This window comes from Paraburkholderia sp. (genome assembly GCF_050742655.1).
Taxonomy (GTDB): Bacteria; Pseudomonadota; Gammaproteobacteria; order Burkholderiales; family Burkholderiaceae; genus Paraburkholderia.
Window position 1 is genome coordinate 112,305 of sequence record NZ_JBOIGG010000013.1, and the last position, 22,472, is coordinate 134,776.

15 protein-coding genes and 4 tRNA genes are annotated in these 22,472 nt (G+C 61.9%); 11 read left to right on the top strand and 8 right to left on the bottom strand.

Features of this window, described 5'->3' with window-relative positions; genetic code table 11:
- The 6 genes from ACREXZ_RS19195 to solA all read right to left on the bottom strand — a co-directional run bounded on the left by ACREXZ_RS19195 (position 1) and on the right by solA (position 10,684).
- A complete protein-coding gene (locus tag ACREXZ_RS19195) occupies positions 1–4,572 on the bottom strand; it encodes an RHS repeat-associated core domain-containing protein (protein ID WP_431765696.1) in 4,572 nt (1,523 codons plus the stop codon).
- Positions 4,573–4,579: 7 nt separating this feature from the next.
- Positions 4,580–5,002, bottom strand: coding sequence for a DcrB-related protein (locus ACREXZ_RS19200; RefSeq protein WP_431765697.1), 423 nt, complete (start codon positions 5,000–5,002; stop codon positions 4,580–4,582).
- A 15-nt stretch (positions 5,003–5,017) separates the two neighbouring features.
- Positions 5,018–7,129, bottom strand: coding sequence for a type VI secretion system Vgr family protein (locus tag ACREXZ_RS19205; protein ID WP_431765698.1), 2,112 nt, complete (start codon positions 7,127–7,129; stop codon positions 5,018–5,020).
- Positions 7,130–7,642: 513 nt separating this feature from the next.
- Complete coding sequence (locus tag ACREXZ_RS19210; protein ID WP_431765699.1) at positions 7,643–8,386, bottom strand: alpha/beta fold hydrolase; 744 nt, start codon at positions 8,384–8,386, stop codon at positions 7,643–7,645.
- A 148-nt stretch (positions 8,387–8,534) separates the two neighbouring features.
- Positions 8,535–9,350: an alpha/beta fold hydrolase gene (locus ACREXZ_RS19215; RefSeq protein ID WP_431765700.1), complete on the bottom strand. Its 816-nt coding sequence runs from the start codon at positions 9,348–9,350 to the stop codon at positions 8,535–8,537.
- A gap of 191 nt (positions 9,351–9,541) precedes the next feature.
- Positions 9,542–10,684 carry an N-methyl-L-tryptophan oxidase gene (gene solA / locus ACREXZ_RS19220; protein ID WP_431765701.1) on the bottom strand — a complete coding sequence of 381 codons (1,143 nt, stop codon included), beginning with the start codon at positions 10,682–10,684 and terminating at the stop codon, positions 9,542–9,544.
- 389 nt (positions 10,685–11,073) lie between these two features.
- Between solA and ACREXZ_RS19225 the strand changes: the two genes are divergently transcribed.
- Positions 11,074–11,433: a hypothetical protein gene (locus tag ACREXZ_RS19225; RefSeq protein WP_431765702.1), complete on the top strand. Its 360-nt coding sequence runs from the start codon at positions 11,074–11,076 to the stop codon at positions 11,431–11,433.
- A gap of 106 nt (positions 11,434–11,539) precedes the next feature.
- On the opposite strand, the gene fabI is transcribed toward ACREXZ_RS19225, so the two are convergent.
- Positions 11,540–12,331: an enoyl-ACP reductase FabI gene (fabI, locus tag ACREXZ_RS19230; RefSeq protein ID WP_431765703.1), complete on the bottom strand. Its 792-nt coding sequence runs from the start codon at positions 12,329–12,331 to the stop codon at positions 11,540–11,542.
- Positions 12,332–12,439: 108 nt separating this feature from the next.
- On the opposite strand from fabI, the gene ACREXZ_RS19235 reads away from it, so the two are divergent.
- From ACREXZ_RS19235 to ACREXZ_RS19255, 5 genes are all read left to right on the top strand, one after another.
- On the top strand, positions 12,440–14,305 hold the full coding sequence (locus ACREXZ_RS19235) for an extracellular solute-binding protein (protein ID WP_431765704.1): 1,866 nt from the start codon (positions 12,440–12,442) through the stop codon (positions 14,303–14,305).
- A 47-nt stretch (positions 14,306–14,352) separates the two neighbouring features.
- The gene (locus ACREXZ_RS19240; RefSeq protein WP_431765705.1) at positions 14,353–15,390 is read left to right on the top strand and encodes a microcin C ABC transporter permease YejB; all 1,038 of its coding nucleotides are present in this window, start codon (positions 14,353–14,355) and stop codon (positions 15,388–15,390) included.
- A 34-nt stretch (positions 15,391–15,424) separates the two neighbouring features.
- Positions 15,425–16,498 carry an ABC transporter permease gene (locus ACREXZ_RS19245; protein ID WP_431765706.1) on the top strand — a complete coding sequence of 358 codons (1,074 nt, stop codon included), beginning with the start codon at positions 15,425–15,427 and terminating at the stop codon, positions 16,496–16,498.
- On the top strand, positions 16,495–18,114 hold the full coding sequence (locus ACREXZ_RS19250; RefSeq protein WP_431765707.1) for an ABC transporter ATP-binding protein: 1,620 nt from the start codon (positions 16,495–16,497) through the stop codon (positions 18,112–18,114). Before ACREXZ_RS19245 ends, ACREXZ_RS19250 begins: the two co-directional genes overlap by 4 nt.
- A 127-nt stretch (positions 18,115–18,241) precedes the next feature.
- Complete coding sequence (locus tag ACREXZ_RS19255) at positions 18,242–18,949, top strand: C40 family peptidase (RefSeq protein ID WP_431765708.1); 708 nt, start codon at positions 18,242–18,244, stop codon at positions 18,947–18,949.
- 92 nt (positions 18,950–19,041) lie between these two features.
- Here the strand turns inward: ACREXZ_RS19255 and ACREXZ_RS19260 are convergent, their stop codons facing one another.
- Positions 19,042–19,992 carry a patatin-like phospholipase family protein gene (locus ACREXZ_RS19260; RefSeq protein ID WP_431765709.1) on the bottom strand — a complete coding sequence of 317 codons (951 nt, stop codon included), beginning with the start codon at positions 19,990–19,992 and terminating at the stop codon, positions 19,042–19,044.
- 331 nt (positions 19,993–20,323) lie between these two features.
- Here ACREXZ_RS19260 and gltX point away from each other — a divergent pair, with 331 nt between their 5' ends.
- The 5 genes from gltX (at position 20,324) to ACREXZ_RS19285 (ending at position 22,469) form a co-directional block, all read left to right on the top strand.
- Complete coding sequence (gene gltX / locus ACREXZ_RS19265; RefSeq protein ID WP_431765710.1) at positions 20,324–21,733, top strand: glutamate--tRNA ligase; 1,410 nt, start codon at positions 20,324–20,326, stop codon at positions 21,731–21,733.
- A 123-nt stretch (positions 21,734–21,856) separates the two neighbouring features.
- Positions 21,857–21,932, top strand: a tRNA-Ala gene (locus ACREXZ_RS19270).
- Positions 21,933–22,101: 169 nt separating this feature from the next.
- Positions 22,102–22,177, top strand: a tRNA-Glu gene (locus ACREXZ_RS19275).
- Between the two features lie 79 nt (positions 22,178–22,256).
- Positions 22,257–22,333 (top strand) — tRNA-Asp (locus ACREXZ_RS19280).
- Between the two features lie 60 nt (positions 22,334–22,393).
- Positions 22,394–22,469: transfer RNA gene (locus ACREXZ_RS19285), tRNA-Glu, on the top strand.
- Positions 22,470–22,472 lie beyond the last annotated feature (3 nt).

Consider the following 22,472-nt stretch of genomic DNA (forward strand, 5'->3'; position numbering starts at 1 on the left):
TCAGAATCCAGCAAATGAGATCAAATTATTGCCCGCAGGGTTTCGGGCCGATGGAGCGAGGATACCATCATACCCATTTGCAGCCGCCATGTTGCCTATCTTCTGGGTAACGGGATATGTGTTTCCCGTTATGTCATCGAGTGAAACGCCCAATTGATTTCTCACGTTGCTATCCGTCAGATCAAGAACATTATTGAGTGAAACATCCTTGCTTGTTAATTCACGTGTCGAGAGATCGACTTTATAGTGGTTAACTTCCGCCAGAGCTGTTTCCGGTGAACTGGCGCCATACACTCCACCCTGGCCTTCCGCGGTATAACGGTGGTCCGAAGCGACGTTCCATTTGTGAGCGTCCCATGTGGTTGCCATCCGATCTGGTTGCTCATATCGATACACCGTAGCACTCATCGGTTTTCCAGCTGGCAAGTCAGTTGGCCGGGCCATGAACCTGCCGGAGCTATCTCGCCAGCGACGCACCTTGCTGTCCCATTGGCACAGCGCTAACCCCAGGGGATCACACCACTGCAGGGGGTCATGCACATACGCGTGCGTGTTCAGTCCGCCTTCGAGTCCGATAGGGTCGACGCTCAGATATCGCCCGGTTGCCGGATCGTAGTACCTCTGGAGATTATAATGAAGGCCACTTTCCTCGTCTTCCCACTGGCCTGCAAACCTCAGACTCACGTCGAGTGCGCTATCGTCATTCGCACCCCTGATTTGTTCAACCTGTTGTCCCCATAACGAATACTTCGAGCACCAGACTCGCTGGCCGCTTTCGTCGAACATCGCCTGCGGCAACCCGGTCTGGTCGGACAACACCGGATACAGGCCCCGGTCTGTTTCCTGTGCCAGGGGCGAAAAGTCGGTTGGCGAAATGTGCCACGTCACTGCCAGCGCGGTCGTACCATCCTTCTCCTGCCACTGCTCGGCAAGTCTCGAGCCATCCCAAAGAAACCTGACCGATTCACGCGCGCCTATGACGCGTTTCTCCACGCGGCGGTTAAACGCGTCGTACTGATAAGTCCAGACTCCTCTGTCCGGAGTGCGTACCTTCACGAGCCGGTTCATGCCGTCCCATGTGTACTGCCACGTCTTTGGCCTGAAACCCGGCTGGTCGACAGTCTTCTCGATCGTGCGACCGCGAGCATCATATCGATAGCGCGCGTGGCCAACGCGTTCAGGAAGTCCCCCTGCCAGGTACTGGTGGGTATCAACCGGCCCCTGGCTACCGTGCGAAGCGATATTCAGGTTCGCGTCATAACGATAGTGTTCGGAAGGCTGCCGGAGGCTCTGCACTTCCGTGACCTGCCCCCGGACATCGTGCTGATACGTGAGTGTGTCGCTATCGGTGTCGAGCTGGCTACGTTGCCCCGCAGCGTCGTACGCATATAGCTGGCGCGTCAGTTGTTCCAGCGCACGCACGGGATCGGACTGCATGTCCTCGATGGCTGAGCGCGGACCGGCGACCTGCCGGCTCAGACGGCTCATGGAATCGTATTGCCGTTGCAATACGAAGTCCCCCACCTGCCGGCCGGTTTCACGCCCGAGTTCGTCGCGCAAAATTGCTATCGGTCCGACCTTGGTCAGTACGCCGAGCGCGTCGTACTCATACTCGGTCTCCCGATGCGGCGTCACTCGTACCCGACGCCTGCCTTGCCTGTCGTAGACATGTTTGAGGAGGTGTCCGTGCTGATCTTCCCCGATCAGGCGGCCCTTTTCATCGTAGGCGAATCGGGTGACATGCGTAGACTCGCCATGTACTTCGGCAGTTGCGAAGCGCCCCAGATCGTCGTACGTGTAGACCTGCTTCACATCACCCGCATCGATCATTACCGGGCGGTCAAAGGCGTCATACGTATAGCGCCACGTGCCGCCATCGGGCAACGTCCTGGTCAGTACCCGGCCAGCCGCATCGCGCTCATACTGCGTCTTGCGACCACCCCAGTCGATCTCCGTCACGAGCCGGCCCGCTGCATCGTAGTGGCACTCCCACGTTTCCCGCAGCGCGTTCACGACTCTGGTCAACCGCGTCGCGTGGTCATACTCGAAACGGGTAGCATGGCCGGCCGGGTCGATCTCCGCGGTAACCAGATCGAATGGGCCGTACTCCCTTCGGGCTACACGTCCAAGCGGATCGATCTGTTCGACGGGCAGGCCTTCGCCGTTGTAGCGCGTTCTGATGATTGAGCCATCCGCCTGTACCGCTTGCGCGAGCGCGCCGTGTGGGTTATCGGGGCCCGCAGAATAATCGTATCGCGCGATATTCCCATCTGGATCGGCTTTTTCGACAAGGCGACCGAACACATCGAATGCAGTACGAAATCGGGCACCGGACGGTAATCGTGTCGCGATCAACCTCAGCTGCGCGTCATAATCGAAGCGGGTTTCGCGCTCACCATCCACGACGCGCAGGAGTTCGCCTCGTTCACCGTAACGGTAGCGCCTTACCGTTCCGTCCGGTGCCGTGCGGGCAATCAATCGCCGCAGACGATCGTATTCGAGCTTGACGCGTTCACCGTCTGGCAACACGACCGCAGTCATCAGGCGGTTATCGTCATATTCGAACCTGCTCACGCGACCCGTATGCTCCTCGATCGCCAGCAGATTGCCCGTTTCATCGTAATGGAATCGGGATCGCCGGCCGAGTTCATCAGTCTGCGAGAGCAGTCGACCCAGCCCCCATTCACGCAGTGTGGAGTGTCCGAGCGGGTTGGTCTCTACGGTGACCAGCCCGTCCGCGTTGTGCTCGTAGAACCATTCGCCATCGCCATCGATTACACGTGTACGGCCGTCCTCATAGATGAATCGGCCTGTGTGATAGCCCTGCCGTGTTCCCGTTTCGATTACGCGACCTGCATCGTCGTAGAGATAGCGCACGTCGGTCTGGTCGCTATCGCGCCAGCCCGTCATCCAGCCATTCACGTCGTACGTGTAGTGGAAGTCTCCGCACTGGAAGCTCGCCGCGCGCGCAAGCATCGAACCATCGTACGCATACTCGGTGAGTGTCTGCGTTTTGCCGGAGGCCTCACGCAGGACGATCGTGTTCACCACGCGCCGGGAACCGTAGTAGTCGAGGTCCAACCGGTATCCGTCGCTGTGCGCCAACGCAATCAGACGATCGTCCGGGTCATACGTGAAGGCAATTGCATTGCCGTTCAGATCTTCAATCCGCTCAATTCTTGACGTGCGTCCGTGGGCGAGGGGCGCGAACACCAGAACCTGTCGTGTTTTATGGTCCAGAATACGTGGCTCGTCGCGCGTGCCGGTCAGACGGTATCGCGGCGCTCGCAGATTGATGCCGTCAAGCCATGGATCCGGGGCAACAAAGGTGATCGTCTGACCGCCTTCACTGTGGAACCTGACAAGGTGTCCGTCCGCGAGGTCGAGTCGTTGCGACCAGCTTGTCGACCACTTCGGCCCAAGCAGACCCGAATCGGTCGAGTGTGTGCGATACCGTCGGGCGAGCTGAAGCGGTAAGACACCAGGAATAGAGACGTCAATGCGAATCTCGACCATCTCGCCCGTCGCGACATCGATCGGGTCTTCCTTGCATAACGTTGTTTCGTCGTTTCTGCCAGCGACTTCCGCCGATTCTGTCGCCTTCGGCCGGAATCTTTCACGCAGTTTGCCGCCTGCCCACTTTCCGACTCCCGCGCCGATGGCCGCGCCCAGCAGACCCGCGAGGAACTCTTGCCCGGCCGTCAGTTCCGGATTCTTCGGACCGTATTGCGCAGTCGTCCTGTCGATCCAGATGCTGTTGCGCCCTGAATTAATCTTGCCGCTACAGTGCGTCTCGTGGCCGATCCGGGCAAGTGCCAGGCCATTGACGAAAATCGTCTTGCTGCCATCGACGATCGGCTGAGGCATATCCGAGTGATGGTCGCACTTCACCAGATCCGTGACGCGTGCGACCTTTCTGCCCTCGAAGTACACGTCGTCCGAGCCGGTCTTGATCTCGCCGCAGTCGCTTCCCATATGCTGGCTCGCTGAAGCGAGTGCGCTCCCCAGCGTCAAGCCGCCCGCCATACAGGCACCGACGATCACGGCGCCTGCCAGCCCACCCGTAGCGACTGTCGCCGCCACGGCAGCACCAATGGCCACCCCGACCGCGATCCCCGCCACGATGCCCCAGAATGCGCTCGAGTGCGCGACCTTGTCTCCTACGCAGGCAGGGTGCGGATCACCACGGCCAATGGTCAGTCCCAGCGCGTCGCCGGCCGATACGAATTTATCCGCTATCCAGTCGGTCACGCCTAACTTCTGCGCCGCGTAGGCGCCGCCAATCGCAATCGTCATGGGCAGCAGGACAGTACCCGTCGCGATGGCGCCGGCACCCAACGCCGCAGAACCACTTGCCCCTCCAAGCAAGGCGGTCCCCGCGGCCCCCAGGCCTGCTCCAGCGCCTTCAACTGTGGTCATGCCAACGTCGGCACCCAGCATCGCGTCGTTGGCGTGGCCGTAAAACGCCTGATCGGCGGCCTTGGCTGCGTCGCCGTCTTCCAGATGCTGGATATTCGCCAGGCGATCGCGGGCGCTACCGCCTGGCTCGTCGTAGTTTGGCGTGTCTGCCATCGCGGCCTCAGCCTGGTTCGACCAGTTTCAGACTCGAGATCATTTCCTGCATCAGCTGGCGTTGCGAATCACTTATCGCGCCCGGCGTCGTAAAGGTGAGCATCAGCACGACCTGGCCGTATTCGACCATCGTCAACCGCTGTTGAATCGGAGCGTGATTGTTGATCCACGTGTACTCGTGTACCTGCGCAGCGCGTCCCGATACTGTGGCCTTTTCATTTAGTACCTCGGCATAATCCGGCACCTGCTTTGCAACCTTGCGGATTTCACTCGCGATGTACTCTTCGAATTTCATCCCCCACGGCATCCGCTCGCGAGTGATGACGAAACTCACGCCTTCAGTTCCTGTTGCCGATGACACGAACACGTTCATCGTCTTGTCTTGCCACTCGACCGGCAGCGCCAGCGTGCCTTCCTGTATCTGGTACATGTTCCGTCACCCCTGCTATTTGTTCTTCGGGTTAATGTCTGTGCGGGCGGCCTGCACGTTGATACTTTTCGAATCAAGGTAAATCACCGAGCCCCCCTGGTACAGTTCAATGAGTTCCTTTGTCATGTGCAGCACCGTACCGCCGTCGCCTCCGACCTTGATCCACAATTCGTTAGTCTCGATTGTGTGATTACCTTGTGGCGTCTGGTGCAGCGTATCGCCCTGCGCGACAACGTTGGTCAGGTTGCCGACCGCCACGGTCGTCGCGTGGTCCCCCTTGCCGACCTCGATGGTCCGGTTGCCCTTCAGGACCTGGGTCTTTTGCCCGTCCTGAACGACGGTGTGCATATCCTTCTGCGCGTGCATGAAGAGCATTTGCGCACCGTTCACGTCGCCCATCATGAGTTCGTTCGCTCCTTGCCCCTGAATCGTCTGGCTGCGAATCCCCATCGTCTCACCGGCCGAGCCGTGATACGGATTCGCCGCTTCGCCGTTGAACACGCGGCCGACCACGACCGGGTTGTCCGGATCGCCCTCGTTGAAGGCGACGATCACTTCCTGACCGACCCGCGGAATCGTGCTGCCGCCCCAGCCCGCGCCGGCCCAGGGCTGCGACACGCGAATCCACATCGAGTCCGTGCCGTCGCTCTTGCCGCGACGGTCCCACATGAAATGCAGCTTTATGCGGCTGCCGTCCGTATAGATCGGATTGCCTTTCGGTCCCACGACGATCGCAGCCTGCATGCCCTGCATGTACGGCTTCGGCGTGCGTCGCTCGGCACGAAACGGGATGTCGATCGGCAGACAGGCAAACGAATTGCGATACGGCAGATCCGCTTCGTGACGCGAGTAGTCGTTCACCGCGTGATGCCGCACGTGCAGGACCGCGAACTCCTTGTCGTTGTACGTGGACGTATCGTGATTGGTCAGCTTGAAGCGGCCCACCGTCGTCATGCGCCACGCGAAGCCGGTGCCGTTGAATTTGCGCGCGAGCGCTTCCTCGGCCTGCATCGCGTAGCGCGCATAGCGGTTGCCATCGTCGCCGTGGTCGTAGAGCGAGTGATATTCGTAGCGCTCGGTGGTGCCGATGTTCGGATTCTTCAGCACCGTCGGCACTTCGACATGCATCAGCGGCGTGGACGGTGTGTTGTAGTTGAAGTCGCGATAGACGATCTTGCCGACGCGGAAGTTGAACGCCTCGTCCCAGCCGTCGATGCCGTTCAGTTCGCTCGCCGAGCTGTCAGCGTAGTAGGGCACCGAATCCATCTGCGGTACGGGCTGGAACACGTCGTTGCCGTCGGCGACCACGAGCATGTGCTTGTCCTTCTCGTAGCGGTACGTCCAGATCAGTCCTTCCTGTTCCATCAGACGGGCGCAGAAGTTGTAATAGGACTCGCCGTACATCACGATGTATTCAAGCGGGACCTGCGCGGTTTTCAGATTGAATTCGAAATCCTGGAAACCGTGCTCCGTGAATATCTCCGAGAGAATGTCGCGCGCGGTCTGGTTCTGGAAAATACGGCAATCGGTCGAGCGCGTTAAAAACCAGAACCACGGCACGACCGTCATCTCATAGCGGGTGACGGCCCCCGAATTGCCGACGCGTCCGAACGACACCGCATACCCATGAAAATACCGTTTATCGCCTTGTGAAGACGCGGTAGTCATGCTGGCCAGCCTCGAGCCTTGCGGATCGAGCGTGATCGAGACGAGTTGTCCGACTACCTGTTCGGCTTCGATATTGTTCTGGTGCGAAAGCAGGTCGAGGTGAATCTCGGGCAACTGATTCACGTATTCGTCGATCACCGCGGCATTGACGAGCAGCACGTCCTTGCCGAGCGGCGAATCCATCGTGACGAAGCGGTTGTCCTGGGTCAGTTTCGGTTGCGCGCCGGACGTGCTGTTGAGCGCATCGGCAATCGACGCGGGCGTCTTGCCGAGCAGCGACATGCCTGTCTGCGCGAGCTGGACGGCTTTCGTCGCGCCGCCGATCAGACCGGTTCCGGGGACGCCGGCAAGTGCGCCCGCCTGACTCGCGGCTCCCGCGATCGAACCGAGGTTCGAGAGCCCGGACGGGAAAAGCCCGCCTCCCGCCATACCGCCGTTTCCATTGGGTAGAAAACTCATCGAGTAACTCCGCGCGTAACCGGACTATTAATGACTTTGTTGCGACAGGCTTTTTGAGGGTTTTTCGAGTCTGGAGAGTATATAAAACGAACGAGTGGCGGAATATTAAATGGACCGCCACCACCTCATTAACCAGGGATAATCTGGCGGAAAATTATTCCGGCACGCGAGCTTGAAACGGACGGCAGCGGGTACTAATTGCGGGTGACTGGAGTGGTATCGTTTCAGGGCTGTATGTGTCGCGGAATCCTTGATCGCAGAAACGATCCAGATCCTGCTCGACGAGATCGCGAGGCCGGTCCACATCGAACAACTCGCGGACACCGCCCGGATGAGTCCCTCGCGGTTTGCCAGCACTTCAAGATGCTCACATCGCTGACGCCGATGCGGTATCAGAAGCAGGTACGGCTGCTCGAGGCACGCCGCCTAAACGGGACATTGCGGAATTGCGCGCTGTGTCGGCATAGCGTGAGGCTTCCTCGAAATCAACTGGCGTCGTGCGCGCACGGCCGCTCAACCCAGGCAGCGTTCGATCGCCGCCACAAACGCATCGGGCTGTTCGAGCATCATCAAATGGCCGCAGTCCTCGAGCGTCTGGAAGCTCGCACATTGCTCGATTGCCCAGTCCGGCGCATTCCACTCATCGCGCGAACGCTTGCCTGCGAGCAGGTACACCGGATGCCGCTCGAACACCTCACGGACCATCGCGAGGTAACGGTTGTCGCCAGTCGTCGTGACCACCGACTGCCCCATTGCACGCAAAGTCGAAGCCGGCTGATGCGCGAGCCAACCGGCGGCGATGTCGTGCATGTCGGGCGTTACATGCGGGACTGAACCGCCGAGCCACGCAAGCGGATCGCTGCGAAAACCGGCGAGCATCGCGTCGGCTTCCTGTTCGCTCATGCGTCCCACCGACGCCGACCAGAACGCATCGGCCAGCGTGAAGTTGCCTTCGACGTTGACGATCCGTCGAACGGATTGCGGATGCGCGTGCGCGAGCAGCATCGCAATCGCTCCGCCGACCGAGTGACCGACGACGTCGACTGGCGTGGAGCCGAACTGCACTTCGATGAGTCCGTGCACATGCTCCGCCTGCGCGGCAAGCGAGATCGACTCGGGCGGGATATTGCGCCAGGCGCCGTAGCCCAGCAGATCCGGCGCGATGCTCGTGCGTTCCGGCAATGACGGGACGTGTCCGTTTACTGCGAGCGTGCCGATGAAACCGTGAATGAAGACGACAGGCGGGTGATGGTGCATGGCGGTCGGGCGGTTGGGATACGTTGGCGATCATTCACGGCCGACGTTCGAAGGCCATCATCGAACGTCGACACGTGAAGATCCTGCATCATAACCGTGCCGACACGGCACGCGGCATGCAGCACACGCCGCGCGGAGAGGACCAGCTTCAGTTCGTCGTCGATGCGGCGTTCGGAACCATCGCGGCACTGGGACGGCGACCAGCAGCCGCGAGAATCAGGTTCGCGATTTCCTGCGGATTCGACACGAGCGACAGGTGACCCGCATCCACTTCGACGGTGGTCGCGTGCATGCGTTTCGCGAGGAAGCGTTCGAAGTCAGGGTTGATCGTCTCGTCGTACTTCGATACCGCGTACCAGCTCGGCTTGGTGTGCCATGCGGCGGCTGTCGTGCGTTCGCCGAACAGCGAAGCCGCGGTCGGCCACTGTTCGGCATACAGCGCCTTCGCCCGGTCCGGCGTGACGCCGTTCGCGAAATAATTCAGGAAGGCCGGTTCGGAGATTGTCGTCAAGCCATCGTGATTCTGCACGCCGGCGCGGACCGGCGTCGTCGGGAATTTGCCCTGCAGCGCGACGAAATCTTCGTTCGCATCCGGTGCGCGCGCGGCAACGTAGACGAGGGCCGAGACCTTCGGGTCCGTACCGACATCGCTCACGACGGTGCCACCCCACGAATGGCCGACCAGTACGGTGGGGCCATCCTGCTGCGCGATCGCCCGGCGTGTGGCTGCATCCGAATCGGCCAGCGACGACAATGGATTCTGCACAGCGGTGACGTGCAGACCGGCTGCCTGCAGACGTGTGATCACGTCGTTCCAGCTGGAGCCGTCGGCCCACGCGCCGTGCACGAGCACGACATTGTGGGCCAGCACGGGCTGGGTGATTTGTGCGGAGGCGGCCTGGAAAACGGACGATGCGCAAAGCGCGGCAAGCAACGCCGCTTTAAGGGGAAGCGAAACTTTCATGGTTATTCCTCGCGGACGGTAGGGGAGAGCGGCGGATGCCGGGCGCAGCAGCGTGCCCGTACGTGTCGATTGCCGTGTCATTGGGGTGAACCGCGGGGAAAGACGATTATTCCGGCGGCGCCGGATTATTTTTTTGTGGGCTCTTTCGGACGGCGGTCGAACGCGTTCTCTGTGATGCCGCCCATGAAGTTTCAGGCGCCGGCGAAGCGCGCAAGTGAGAACAGCGACAGGTCCGCACGGCTCGCGCCATCGATCACGCGCTCGCTCAACGCTTCGCCGAGCGCGCTGGCGAACTTGAAACCGTGTCCGGAGAAACCCGTCGCGGCGTGAAGGTTCGGATGGCCCGGTAGCTGGTCGACGATGAAGTCGGAGTCCGGTGTCATGATGTACTGACAGGTCTTGCCGACACGCAACGCGCCGGCCTCCGGCAGGTAACGCGCGATAAAGCGCTGGAGATCGTCGGCGTCCTCGGGGTGCTCGCCGAACGGCGCGAGCATCGCGTCGGCATCGAGGATCTGTCCGCCGTCGTGTCGTCCGACCTTGAGACCCGCGTCTTCGAGATCGGGAAAGCCGTAGAACTGCCCGAGTTCCGACGACATCGAGAAGCCGGGGAAAGCGGAAGGGCCGAAGCGTGACGGATCGGCGTCGAACCACGCGAAGGTCTTACGCAGGCGCGTCACCGGAATGGCGATGCCGAGCTCGCGCAGCAGCGCGCGGCTCGACCGTGCGGCGCAGACGATCGCGTGCCGTGCTTCGTAACGCTCGCCCTGTGCGGTGATGGCAACGACGTGGGTGTCGCTGGTTTCGATGTGCGCGATCGTCGTGTGCGGGCGCAGTACTGCGCCGGCTTGCGTCGCGAGCCGCCGATAACCGCGCACGGCCTCTTCGCAGAACAGCACGCCCGCATCGGGCTCGTGGCACACGACCTGATGCGCATCGAGTCGCCAGCCAGGCCAGCGACGCGATGCGGCCACGCCGTCGAGCACGTCGAGACGCAGCCCGTGCAGTGCCGCGCCGCGTTGCACCTCGGTGATGAACGGCTCATCCGCGTCGCCGATATTGAGCACACCGGTCCGCGCGAAAATGGGCGTGCTGGTTTGCGCCTCCAGCTCCAGCCACAATTGCTGCGCGCGCAGCGCGAGCGGCACGTAGCCGGCGCCTTCGCCATATGCATGCCGGATCAGACGTGTGCTGCCGTGATGCGCGCCGCCATCGTGCGGCGGATCGCCTGCATCAAGCAGCAGTACGCGCTGGCCGGCGCGACTGAGAAAGTAGCCGGCGGCCATGCCCACCGAGCCGGCACCGATGATCAACGTATCGAAGGAGTGACTCACGCTGCGACTTCCGGTTGCCTGTCGAAGTCGCGCAGTTTAGCACCGCAAAATCGCTGGGGCTTGCTGTATACGCAGGGGTTCGATTCCGCGAAAACCAGTACGCGGAGTACCGAGTCGAGCGATGCTTAAAGCGCGCATCGATTCACGCTAAATTTACCTGGCATGCCCAGGTAAATGCGTGGCGCGAGATTTTTTCCAGCCAACGGGATTGCCCCGCAAGCCGCACCAGGCGGCGAGAATCACACACTAGGCAGAGATGTAACGAGACGTTACCCAGCGTACTTCGATGCGATCTGCTGCATCAGTTATTACAAACGTGAAATATGCGGGAAGCGCGTCGTGCGCTATAGTCGAGTCAACAAAACATGTTCCCAGAAGAGGTGAAATCCATGAAGTCCGCTCGTCTTGTTACGCTGGTGATCGGGGCATTGGCAATTGGCGCATCGAGCGCAGCGATGGCTCACGTGAACATCGGCCTGAACATCGGTATTCCCGCACCGGTTTATATCGCACCGGCTCCGGTCTATGCACCGCCGCCTCCGCCGGTCGTGTATCAGCCGGCGCCCGTGTATGGCGCACCGGTGTACGGCTATGGTGGCCCGACAGTCGTGATCGGCTGGCATGGTGACCGCTACTGGGATGGCCGCCGCTACTGGGGTCGCGACGAATGGTATCGTCGTCATCCGCAGGGCCGTTGGGATCGTGGCGATCGCGGTGATCATGGCGATCGCGGCCGTCGCTGGCACTAGGCGCGCACCGGGCAGCACGCGCAGACAAACAAAAACCGCCCGGGCAGGGCGGTTTTTTTATGGCCATTCAAATCTCGCGACACGCACGCGTCGTGCGCGAATCGTGTTACTCCGCCGCTGCGGCCATTCCACCAACCACCGCATTGAAACCGCTGTCGACGTGCACGATTTCAGCGGTGACGCCGCTCGCCAGATCCGACAGCAGGAACGCCGCGGTGTTGCCTACCTGCTCGATCGTCACGTTGCGCTTGAGCGGCGCATTGTCTTCGACGAAATCGAGAATCTTGCGGAAGCCCTTGATGCCGCTTGCCGCCAGTGTCTTGATCGGGCCGGCTGAAATGCCGTTCACGCGCACGCCCTTCGCGCCTAGCGATACAGCCAGGTAACGCACGCTCGCTTCGAGCGACGCCTTCGCGAGACCCATCGTGTTGTAGTTCGGAATCGCGCGCTCGGCGCCGAGATACGTCAGCGTCAGCAGCGCGGCATTTGGCGACAGCATCGGCAGCGCGGCCTTCGCGAGCGCGGCGAAGCTGTACGCGGAGATGTCGTGTGCGATGCGGAAGTTCTCGCGCGTCATGCCGTCGAGGAAATCACCGGCAATCGCCTCGCTCGGCGCGAAGCCGATCGAATGAACGACGCCGTCGATGCTGTCCCAACGCGTCTTCAGCGACGCGAACAGCGCGTCGATCTGCGCATCGTCGGCGACGTCGCACGGGAACACGAGGTCGCTGCCGAACTCGGTCGCGAATTCGGTGATGCGATCCTTGAAGCGGTCGCCGACGTACGTGAACGCCAGTTCCGCGCCTTCGCGTTTGCAGGCCTGTGCAATGCCGTAGGCGATCGAACGGTTCGACAGCAGGCCGGTCAGCAGGATTCGTTTGCCAGCGAGAAAGCCCATGAATTCTCCCAATGAAGTCGGTGCGCGCCTCGAGAGGTAGCGGACGGCGCGCGGGTTTTGGGTAGAATTCTCTCACATTGCCACAGCCCACTGACCAGCAAGGACTCTATGACAATCGGTTCGCGATGGAATGGCGCGCGTCGCGCGGGGCGGCGCATCGTCGCGAGCGGTCTCGCGTTCATCGCGGCGGCGTCCTTCGCGCTGCCCGCGCACGCGGTCTATGCGATCGCGCAATATGGAGAGCCCAAATATCCGCCGGGCTTCAGCCATTTCGACTACGTGAATCCGGACGCCCCAAAGGGCGGCACCCTGGTGCTGTCGAATCCGTACCGCTTGACGAGTTTCGACAAGTTCAATCCGTTCACGCTGCGCGGCAATTCTGCGCCGGGCATTGGGATGCTGTTCGAGAGTCTGACCACCGGTAGTTCGGACGAAGCCGCGTCCGCATATGGGCTGCTCGCCGATGACATCCGCATCGCGCCCGATCGTCTGTCGACCACGTTCCACATCAATCCGCGCGCGCATTTTTCGAATGGCGATCCGGTCACCGCCGCGGACGTCAAGTTCTCGCTCGACATGCTGAAGAGTCCGCAGGCGTCGCCGTCGATGTCCGCATATTTCGCCGACATCACGCGCGCGGTCGTCGTCGATCCGTCCACAGTGCGCTTCGAATTTCGCCAGCCCAACCGCGAGCTGCCGCTGCTCGCAGGCAGCATGCCGGTGTTCTCGCACAAGTGGGGCTTGAAACCGGACGGCTCGCGTGTACCGTTCGATCAACTGGCGTTCCAGCAGCCGATCGCGAGCGGTCCCTATCTGATCGAACGCTACGACAACGGTCGCACGATCTCCTACCGGCGCGATCCGAACTACTGGGGCGCGGCGCTGCCGGTGCGCGTCGGCATGAACAACTTCGACCGCATCGTCTACAAGCTGTATTCGGATTCGGTCGCGCGGCTCGAAGCGTTCAAGGCAGGCGAGTACGACGTCTATGTCGAGAACATCGCGCGCAACTGGGTGCGGCGCGTGGTCGGCAAGAAATTCGACGACGGCGAACTGATCAAGCGCGAATTCGAACAGCACAACGGCGCGGGCATGCAGGGCTTCATCCTGAACCAGCGCCGCGCGATCTTTCAGGACGTGCGCGTGCGCAAGGCGCTCGATCTCGCGCTCGATTTCGAATGGCTCAACAGCCGGCTCTTCTACAGTCAATACACCCGGGTCGACAGCTTCTTTGCGAATACCGGGCTGAAGGCAACGGGTCTGCCGTCGGCGGGCGAACTCGCGTTGCTGAATCCGTGGCGCGCGAGTCTCGACCCCGCCGTGTTCGGGCTGCCGCCCACGCAACCCGACACCGATCCGCCCGGTTCGCTGCGCGCGAATCTGCTCGAGGCACGCACGCTACTCGCGCAGGCGGGCTGGACCTATCGGGACGGCGCATTGCGAAACGCGAAGGGCGAGCCGTTCCGCTTTGAGATCCTCGACGATTCCGGATCGGCGTCGTCGATGGAGCCCGTCATCGCGCCGTATGCGCGCAATCTGCAAAAGCTCGGCATCGTCGCAACGTTTCGCGTCGTCGACTTCGCGCTGTATCAGAAGCGGCTCGACGCATTCGATTTCGATGCGACGACGATCCGCATTCCCGGCGTCCAGGTGCCGGGCTCCGAACAGATCGACCAGTTCGGCAGCAAGGCAGCTGGCCAGCCGGGTTCCAACAACCTGATTGGGCTGCGCTCGCCGGCGATCGACGCGATCCTGCGCGCGCTCGTCAACGCACAGACGCGCGAACAGCTCATCGATGCGACGCATGCGCTCGACCGTGTTCTGATACACGGCTACTATGTCGTGCCGCACTGGTACAGCGCGACGCATCGCGTTGCATTCAGGCGCGGCCTCGCATGGCCGAAGACGCTGCCGCTGTACTATGAGGCCAACGACTGGATCATCTCGACCTGGTGGTTCGCGCCGCAGCACTGATACGTTCCGCTCCGTTCTCTCTCAGACCGTTCGCCCGACCGCCGCCTATGTGGAGCTACATTCTCAAACGTCTGCTGCTGATGATCCCGACGCTGCTGGGCGTTTTGACACTGACGTTCGTCGTGATCCAGTTCGTGCCGGGCGGTCCCGTCGAGCAGGCCTCGCACGAGTTGCGCCGGGGCGCGGAGCAGGGCGCGTCGTTCGGTCTGCGCGCGCATACCGGCGTCGACGCACAGCAGATCGCGCAACTGAAAGCGCTGTACGGCTTCGACAAGCCGCCGCTCGAACGCTACCTGCTGATGCTGAAGCGCTTCGCGCGCTTCGATCTCGGCGACAGCTATTTCCGGCATCAAAGCGTGTGGTCGCTGGTCGTATCGAAGCTGCCGGTGTCGCTCAGCATCGGGCTATGGACGTTCCTTCTGTCGTATCTGATTTCCGTGCCGCTCGGCATCGCGAAGGCGGTCCGCAACGGCTCGCGCTTCGACCTCGCGACGAGCCTCATCGTACTGGTCGGCTATGCGATTCCGGGCTTCGTGCTCGGTGTGCTGCTGCTCGTGCTGTTCGGCGGCGGCACGTTTCTGCAACTGTTTCCGCTGCGCAATCTCACGTCGGATAACTGGTCGCAACTGAGCGTGGCCGGCAAGGTCGTCGATTATCTGTGGCACATCACGCTGCCGATCGTCGCATCGGTGGTCGGCAGCTTCGCGGTCATCACGATGCTGACGAAGAACGCGTTTCTCGACGAAGTCCGCAAACAGTACGTGCTGACGGCGCGCGCGAAGGGGCTGTCCGAACGGCGAGTGCTGTGGAAGCACGTGTTCCGCAATGCGCTGCTGCCGCTGATCGTCGGTTTCCCGGCAGCGTTCATCGGCGCGTTCTTCACCGGCAGTCTGCTGATCGAGACGCTGTTCTCGCTCGACGGTCTCGGCCTGCTGTCGTACGAATCGGTGACGCGACGCGACTATCCGGTCGTGCTCGGCACGCTGTATCTGTTCACGCTGATCGGCCTCGCGACGAAGCTGATCTCCGACCTCTGCTACGTGTGGGTCGATCCGCGCATTCAATTCGAACAACTGGAGCGCTGACTTGAATCGAGCCCGCGTCCAATCCGACGCTTCCATGCGCACGCAGACAGCGCGCGCGTTCGTGTCGCCGTCGCCGGCACGCCGCGTGTGGCAGCGCTTCAGGCAGCAGCGTCTCGGCTACTGGAGCTTGATCGTTTTCATCATTGTGTTTGCGGCGAGTCTCGCTGCGCCGCTGTGGTCGAACGACAAACCGCTCGTCGTGCGCTACGACGGTCACTATTATTTCCCGCTGGTCCACGCCTACCCGGAGACGACCTTCGGCGGCGATTTCCCGACGCCTGCCGACTATCTCGATCCGTACGTGCAGAAGCGTCTGGAAGCGCCCGGCAACTTCGTGCTCTATCCGCCGAACCGCTACTACTACGACACGCTGAACTATTTTTCGAAGGCCCCGAATCCGGCGCCGCCGTCACGCGACAACTGGCTCGGCACCGACGACCGCGGCCGCGACCTGTTCGCGCGTCTGCTGTACGGGTTTCGCGTGTCGGTTGAATTCGCGCTCGTGCTGACGCTGATCGGCACTGTGTTCGGCGTGCTGGCCGGCGCGGTGCAGGGGTTCTTCGGCGGGCGGATCGACATCGTCGGGCAGCGGCTGATCGAAATCTGGAGTGCCATGCCGGAGCTGTATCTGCTGATCATTTTCGCGTCGATCTTCGAGCCGGGCTTTATCCTGCTGATCGTGCTGCTGTCGCTGTTCGGCTGGATCGGCCTGTCCGACTACGTGCGCGCGGAGTTTCTGCGCAACCGCATGCAGGACTACGTGCGCGCAGCGCGTGCGATGGGGCTGTCGAACTGGCAGATCATCTGGCGTCACGTGTTGCCCAACAGTCTCACGCCGATGATCACGTTCCTGCCGTTCCGGATGAGCGGCGCGATTCTTGCGCTGACGAGCCTCGATTTTCTGGGCCTCGGCGTGCCGCCGCCGACACCGAGCCTTGGCGAACTGCTCGCGCAGGGCAAGGCGAATCTCGACGCGTGGTGGATCTCGCTGTCGACCTTCGGCGTGCTCGTCGCGACGCTGCTGCTGCTCACATTCATGGGCGACGCGCTGCGCAATGCGCTCGATACGCGGATCGCCGATGCGATGCGCGCGGGGGGCAATCAATGAGCGCGCCGGCTGTGCGTGCAGCGGACGGTCCGCTGCTGGAACTCGATCGTCTGCACGTGAGCTTCGGCGATACCGTCGCGGTCGACGACGTCACGCTCGCGATCGGACGCGGCGAGCGGGTCGCGCTCGTCGGCGAATCGGGTTCGGGCAAGACGGTGACTGCGCTATCCGTGCTGCGTCTGCTGAACGACGCGACGATCGGCGGCGCGATCCGCTTCGCCGGCGAGGATCTGCTCGCGAAGAGCGAGCGCGGCATGCGGGCGCTGCGCGGCTCCGACATCGCGATGATCTTCCAGGAGCCGACGAGCGCGCTGAACCCGCTGTACACGATCGGCGAGCAGATCGCGGAGACGATCGTGGTCCACGACGGCGTGACCGCAGCCGAGGCACGCAAGCGCGCGGTCGCGCTGCTCGCGCGCACGGGCGTCGCGGAGCCGGGGCGGCGCGTGAACAGTTATCCGCATCAGCTGTCGGGTGGGCAGAAGCAGCGCGCGATGATCGCGATGGCGCTCGCGTGCCGGCCACGCCTGCTGCTCGCCGATGAACCTACCACCGCGCTCGACGTGACGATCCGCGCGCAGATCGTCGAGCTGCTGCTCGAACTGCAGCGCGACGAAGCGGAGAAGCGCGGCATGGCCGTGCTGCTGATCACGCACGACCTGAATCTCGTGCGCCGCTTTGCACAGCGCGTCGCGGTGATGGAGCGGGGCAAGCTGGTCGAGAGCGGCACCGTCGACGCGATCTTCTCGTCGCCGCAGCATCCTTATACGCGTCGGCTGCTCGAAAGCCGGCCCGCGCGCACGGTGACGCCGGTGATTCCGATTGCGCCGGTGCTGCTCGAGGCGCGCGAAGTCTCAGTCGATTTCCGGACGAAACTGCCGGGGTTCCGCGGCTGGTTTCGCTCGGGTCGTTTTCGCGCGGTGTCGGATGCGAATCTGTCCGTGCGGCAGGGCGAAACGCTTGGCATCGTCGGCGAATCCGGGTCCGGCAAATCGACGCTCGCGATGGCGCTGCTCGGTCTGCAGCGCGCGCAAGGCGACGTCGAATTCCAGGGCCGCCCGCTCCCGAGCTATCGCGGCCGCGAGCGGACCGCGCTGCGCTCGGAGATGCAGGTCGTCTTTCAGGATCCGTTCAGTTCGCTGTCGCCGCGGCACACGATCGAACGGATCGTCGGTGAGGGGCTCGCGCTGCATCGTCCGCAGCTTGATGCAGATGCGCGCCGCGACAAGGTGGTCGCCGTGCTGCGTGAGGTCGGTCTGGACCGTACGGTGCTGCAGCGCTATCCGCACGAATTCTCGGGCGGCCAGCGGCAGCGCATCGCGATTGCGCGGGCGCTCGTGCTCGAGCCGCGCATCCTGATCCTCGACGAGCCCACCAGCGCGCTCGACGTATCGATCCAGCAGCAGGTACTAAAGCTGCTCGCCGAGCTGCAGCACAAGTACAACCTCGGCTTCGTTTTCATCAGCCACGATCTGGCCGTAATCGGTGCAATGGCGCACCGGGTTGCGGTCATGCAGAACGGTTCTATCGTCGAGAGTGGGGAAGTCGAGAAGATTTTTGCGGAACCCGTGCATCCTTACACTCGAAAGCTGCTGAAAGCGGCGTTCGATCGCTGATATTCACCAATTGGGTGCGTGTGACGATTGTATTTTTCTATTTGTTTTGACACACAAATACTTACTGGCTAGTATCGACCAAACTTTTTCCGTAGCTATCTGATTCTTAGGCAAAATCTACCGAACAATGCAGCAGCGATCTCTCATACAAGCTTGCACGCGCGTTGTCGCCGGAATGTTCGTTGGCGTACTACTAACCGCAGCTCCCAGTGTTTTCGCAGACGAAGCCGCCGGTTTTAGCCAGAATGCCTCGTTTTCGACGCCTGCCGCGTCGAATTCCACGAATTCCACCCCTTCTCTTTCGCTCCCCAATTCCACGTCCCAATCGTCGTCCAGCGCTGCGTCGGCTTCGTCCGATAGCGAAAGCGGTGCACGCTCGTTTCTGTCCGGCATGGCCGGCAAGGCGGGGGACGTGGTGGTCGGCGCGCTGAACATGATCGGCGTGCGGTACCGCTGGGGCGGCAATACGCCGGATTCCGGCCTGGATTGCAGCGGCTTCGTCCGCTACGTGTTCCAGGACACGCTGGGCATGGCACTGCCGCGACGCGCGGAAGAAATGAGCCGCGTCGGCGAGAAGGTCCGGATGAGCGAACTCAAGCCGGGCGATCTCGTGTTCTTCAATACGATGCGCCGGACGTTCTCGCACGTGGGCATCTACATCGGCGACAACAAGTTCGTGCACTCGCCGTCCACCGGCAGCACGATCCGCGTTGATGATCTGGATAGCGGCTACTGGGAAAAGCGTTTCACTGGTGCACGCCGGGTCGAGACGTCGTATCAGCAGTCGGAAGATCTGCGGCAACGCGTGAGCGCGACGATCGGCGGCGGTAACTGATCCACTTGTTTCGCTGCATCCGCTTCAGCGAACACCGAACATAAAAAAGCCTGCTCCGAAACGAGCAGGCTTTTTCTTTTGATGAGCCTGGATCAGGCGGTCGCGACGCTCGCAGCCGAGAGCTTGCGCTGTAATTCTGGCATCAGCTTCGCCACCGCTTCCTCGCCGGCGAGAATCGCCGCGTTGCGCTGGCTGAAGTCGCTGCCGCTCATCGCGTTCAGGTTCGGCCGGATCACGATGTCCGCGTATTTGTCGAGTTCATAGGCCTTGATGGTCTGGCTCATGATCGTGAACGTCTGCAGCAGCACGTCGAACGAACTTTGCGTGAGAGCCGTCTCGGGCCGCGCGGAGATGTCGACCGCGATCACGAAGTCGGCGCCCATCTTGCGGGCGAACGATGCCGGCACCGGGCTCACGAGGCCGCCGTCGACGTACTCGTGATCGCCGATCTTCACCGGCTCGAAGATCGACGGCACACTGCACGACGCGCGCACCGCGATCCCCGTGTTGCCGCGCTGGAACAGGATCGGCTGGCCGGTTTTCAGATCCGTGGCGACGACGCCGAGCGGCTTCAGCATCTTCTCGATCGGCCGGTTGTTGAGCGTCGTGTTCAGGTAGTTCTGCAGCGCGACGCCTTGCAGAAAACCGCGCGCGCGAAAGGGCATCGCCCAGTCGCTGATCGACGCCTCGTCCATGTTTAGCGCAAGCTTGTTCAGCGCAAAGCCGTTCATCCCCGATGCGTACAGCGCGCCGACTACCGAGCCCGCGCTCGTGCCCGCGATCAGATCGACCTGGATGTTGCGCGCTTCGAGCGCCTTGATGACACCGATGTGCGCGAAACCGCGCGCGGCGCCGCCACCCAGTGCGAGCCCGACGCGCAGCGGGCGCGGTGGCTTCGCGATTGGTGGTGCTGGCGGTGTCGCGGTGGCGGATGTGCTGGTGTCGGGCTTGCTGCCGCCCGTCGTGGTGCAGGCGGCGAGAACGGCGGACGCGGCAGCCAGCGAAAACGCGCGGCGCCCGGGGCGTGGCGATGATGGATTCAACGAATTCTCCAGCAGGCGATGGTGCACGGAAGCGGGCGACCACCGCGATCTTGCGAACACGATCGCACGGCGACCGTCCCGCACCGTCGATGTGGACGACGGTGCGCGCACATCATAAAGCAAAGCTCAGCGGCGGCGAAAATGCGCACCCGGTCCTCGTACCGCACGGAGGACCGGTCGATGTTGGCGGCAGGTAGGCAGGTATAATCCCGGACTCGTATTTTCATTCCGTCCACGCGCTGCGCGCTTCGTTCGCGCGGCCCGTTTCGCCGCCGCTTCGCTATGACGTTGCCGTCGTTGCCAACCGGCGACCGCCCTCGAGTAACCGCTTATGACCACCTCCGTTCGTACCCGCTTCGCGCCCAGTCCCACCGGTTTCATCCATCTCGGCAACATCCGCTCCGCGCTGTACCCGTGGGCGTTCGCCCGCAAGATGAAGGGCGCCTTCGTGCTGCGGATCGAAGACACCGACGTGGAGCGTTCGTCGCAGGAAGCCGTCGATGCGATTCTCGAAGGGATGGCATGGCTCGATCTCGACTACGACGAAGGCCCGTTCTTCCAGATGCAGCGCCTCGACCGTTATCGCGAAGTGCTGAAGCAGATGACGGAGCAGGGGCTGGCGTATCCGTGCTACATGTCGACGGAAGAACTCGATGCGTTGCGCGAACGTCAGCGTGCCGCGGGCGAAAAGCCGCGCTATGACGGCACGTGGCGTCCGGAACCGGGCAAGACGTTGCCGGTGCCGCCAGCCGGCGTCGATCCGGTAATGCGCTTCCGCAATCCGTTGACGGGCGTCGTCGCGTGGGACGATGCGGTGAAAGGGCGTATCGAAATCTCGAACGAGGAACTCGACGACCTCGTGATCGCGCGTCCCGACGGCACGCCGATGTACAACTTCTGCGTCGTCGTCGACGATCTCGACATGCGCATCACGCACGTCATCCGCGGCGACGATCACGTGAACAACACGCCTCGCCAGATCAACATCCTGCGCGCGCTCGGCGGCGAGCCGCCGGTCTACGCGCATCTGCCCACCGTGCTTAACGAGCAGGGCGAGAAGATGAGCAAGCGGCACGGTGCGATGAGCGTGACCGGTTATCGCGACGAAGGTTTTCTGCCCGAAGCGGTGGTCAACTATCTCGCGCGCCTCGGCTGGTCGCACGGCGATGCGGAGATATTCTCGCGCGAGCAGTTCGTCGAGTGGTTCGATCTCGATCATCTGGGCAAGTCGCCGGCGCAGTACGACCACGACAAGCTCAAGTGGCTGAACAACCACTACATCAAGGAAGCGGATACCGGTCGACTGGCGGACCTCGCACGTCCGTTCTTCGCCGGGCTCGGTATCGACGATGCCGCGCTCGCGAAAGGCGCGGATCTGACGGCTGTGGTCGCACTGCTAAAGGATCGCGCATCGACGGTGAAAGAGATCGCCGAGAACGCTGCGATGTTCTATCGCGAACCGACTCCCGAACCCGATGCGCTCGCGCAGCATGTGACCGATGTCGTGCGTCCCGCGCTCATCGATTTCGCAGCGGCATTGAAGAGCGCGGAATGGACGAAGGAGGGCATCGCCGCCGCATTGAAGGCGACGCTCGGCACGCACAAGCTGAAGATGCCGCAACTCGCGATGCCGGTGCGTTTGCTCGTCGCGGGAACGACGCACACGCCGTCGATCGATAGTGTGCTGATGCTGTTCGGTCGCGACGTTGCAGTGAGCCGTATCGAGAAGGCGTTTGCGTGATGTGAGCGATGCATGACCCGTGCGCGCCTGCGCGCATCGGTCATGCAAAAAATCGGGCGCGTCGATACGCAAGGTATTTACAACACGTCGTTCTCTATCTACAATCTCGCTTCTGTTCTGCAAGGGGGTATAGCTCAGCTGGGAGAGCGCTTGCATGGCATGCAAGAGGTCAGCGGTTCGATCCCGCTTACCTCCACCACCAGAACAAGTGAAAGTCTTCAGGTAGCAAGCAGGGCGTAGTAAAAAAGACTTCACAAATGGATGTTAGGCAGTTAAAATAGCGCTCTTCGCTATTTGCTGGAATTAGCAGCGAAATGGCGGCAAGAATGCAGTAGATGTGTCGCTGCAGGACATATCCAAAAGATCATGTCCCCTTCGTCTAGAGGCCTAGGACATCACCCTTTCACGGTGAGTACAGGGGTTCGAATCCCCTAGGGGACGCCAGACATCAGCACCGCACGGAACGACGTCGGTGCGGCTTGTGCAGAGTCGGCCGGCTCTCGCAGGTTACGATGCAAAGATTGGAGTGGTAGTTCAGTTGGTTAGAATACCGGCCTGTCACGCCGGGGGTCGCGGGTTCGAGTCCCGTCCACTCCGCCAGACGAAGCCCGTTCAGGTACGCTTGAGCGGGCTTTTTCATTAAAGGTGTAAGCGTATGTTGTCCCCTTCGTCTAGAGGCCTAGGACATCACCCTTTCACGGTGAGTACAGGGGTTCGAATCCCCTAGGGGACGCCAGAT

Coding starts and splice junctions, on each gene's coding strand:
- ACREXZ_RS19235 (WP_431765704.1), top strand. CDS start 12,440: ATGACAATCGGTTCGCGATGGAATGGCGCGCGTCGCGCGGGGCGGCGC.
- fabI (WP_431765703.1), bottom strand. CDS start 12,331: ATGGGCTTTCTCGCTGGCAAACGAATCCTGCTGACCGGCCTGCTGTCG.
- ACREXZ_RS19245 (WP_431765706.1), top strand. CDS start 15,425: ATGCGCACGCAGACAGCGCGCGCGTTCGTGTCGCCGTCGCCGGCACGC.
- ACREXZ_RS19225 (WP_431765702.1), top strand. CDS start 11,074: ATGAAGTCCGCTCGTCTTGTTACGCTGGTGATCGGGGCATTGGCAATT.
- ACREXZ_RS19240 (WP_431765705.1), top strand. CDS start 14,353: ATGTGGAGCTACATTCTCAAACGTCTGCTGCTGATGATCCCGACGCTG.
- ACREXZ_RS19255 (WP_431765708.1), top strand. CDS start 18,242: ATGCAGCAGCGATCTCTCATACAAGCTTGCACGCGCGTTGTCGCCGGA.
- ACREXZ_RS19200 (WP_431765697.1), bottom strand. CDS start 5,002: ATGTACCAGATACAGGAAGGCACGCTGGCGCTGCCGGTCGAGTGGCAA.
- gltX (WP_431765710.1), top strand. CDS start 20,324: ATGACCACCTCCGTTCGTACCCGCTTCGCGCCCAGTCCCACCGGTTTC.
- ACREXZ_RS19210 (WP_431765699.1), bottom strand. CDS start 8,386: ATGCACCATCACCCGCCTGTCGTCTTCATTCACGGTTTCATCGGCACG.
- ACREXZ_RS19250 (WP_431765707.1), top strand. CDS start 16,495: ATGAGCGCGCCGGCTGTGCGTGCAGCGGACGGTCCGCTGCTGGAACTC.
- ACREXZ_RS19205 (WP_431765698.1), bottom strand. CDS start 7,129: ATGAGTTTTCTACCCAATGGAAACGGCGGTATGGCGGGAGGCGGGCTT.
- ACREXZ_RS19215 (WP_431765700.1), bottom strand. CDS start 9,350: ATGAAAGTTTCGCTTCCCCTTAAAGCGGCGTTGCTTGCCGCGCTTTGC.
- ACREXZ_RS19195 (WP_431765696.1), bottom strand. CDS start 4,572: ATGGCAGACACGCCAAACTACGACGAGCCAGGCGGTAGCGCCCGCGAT.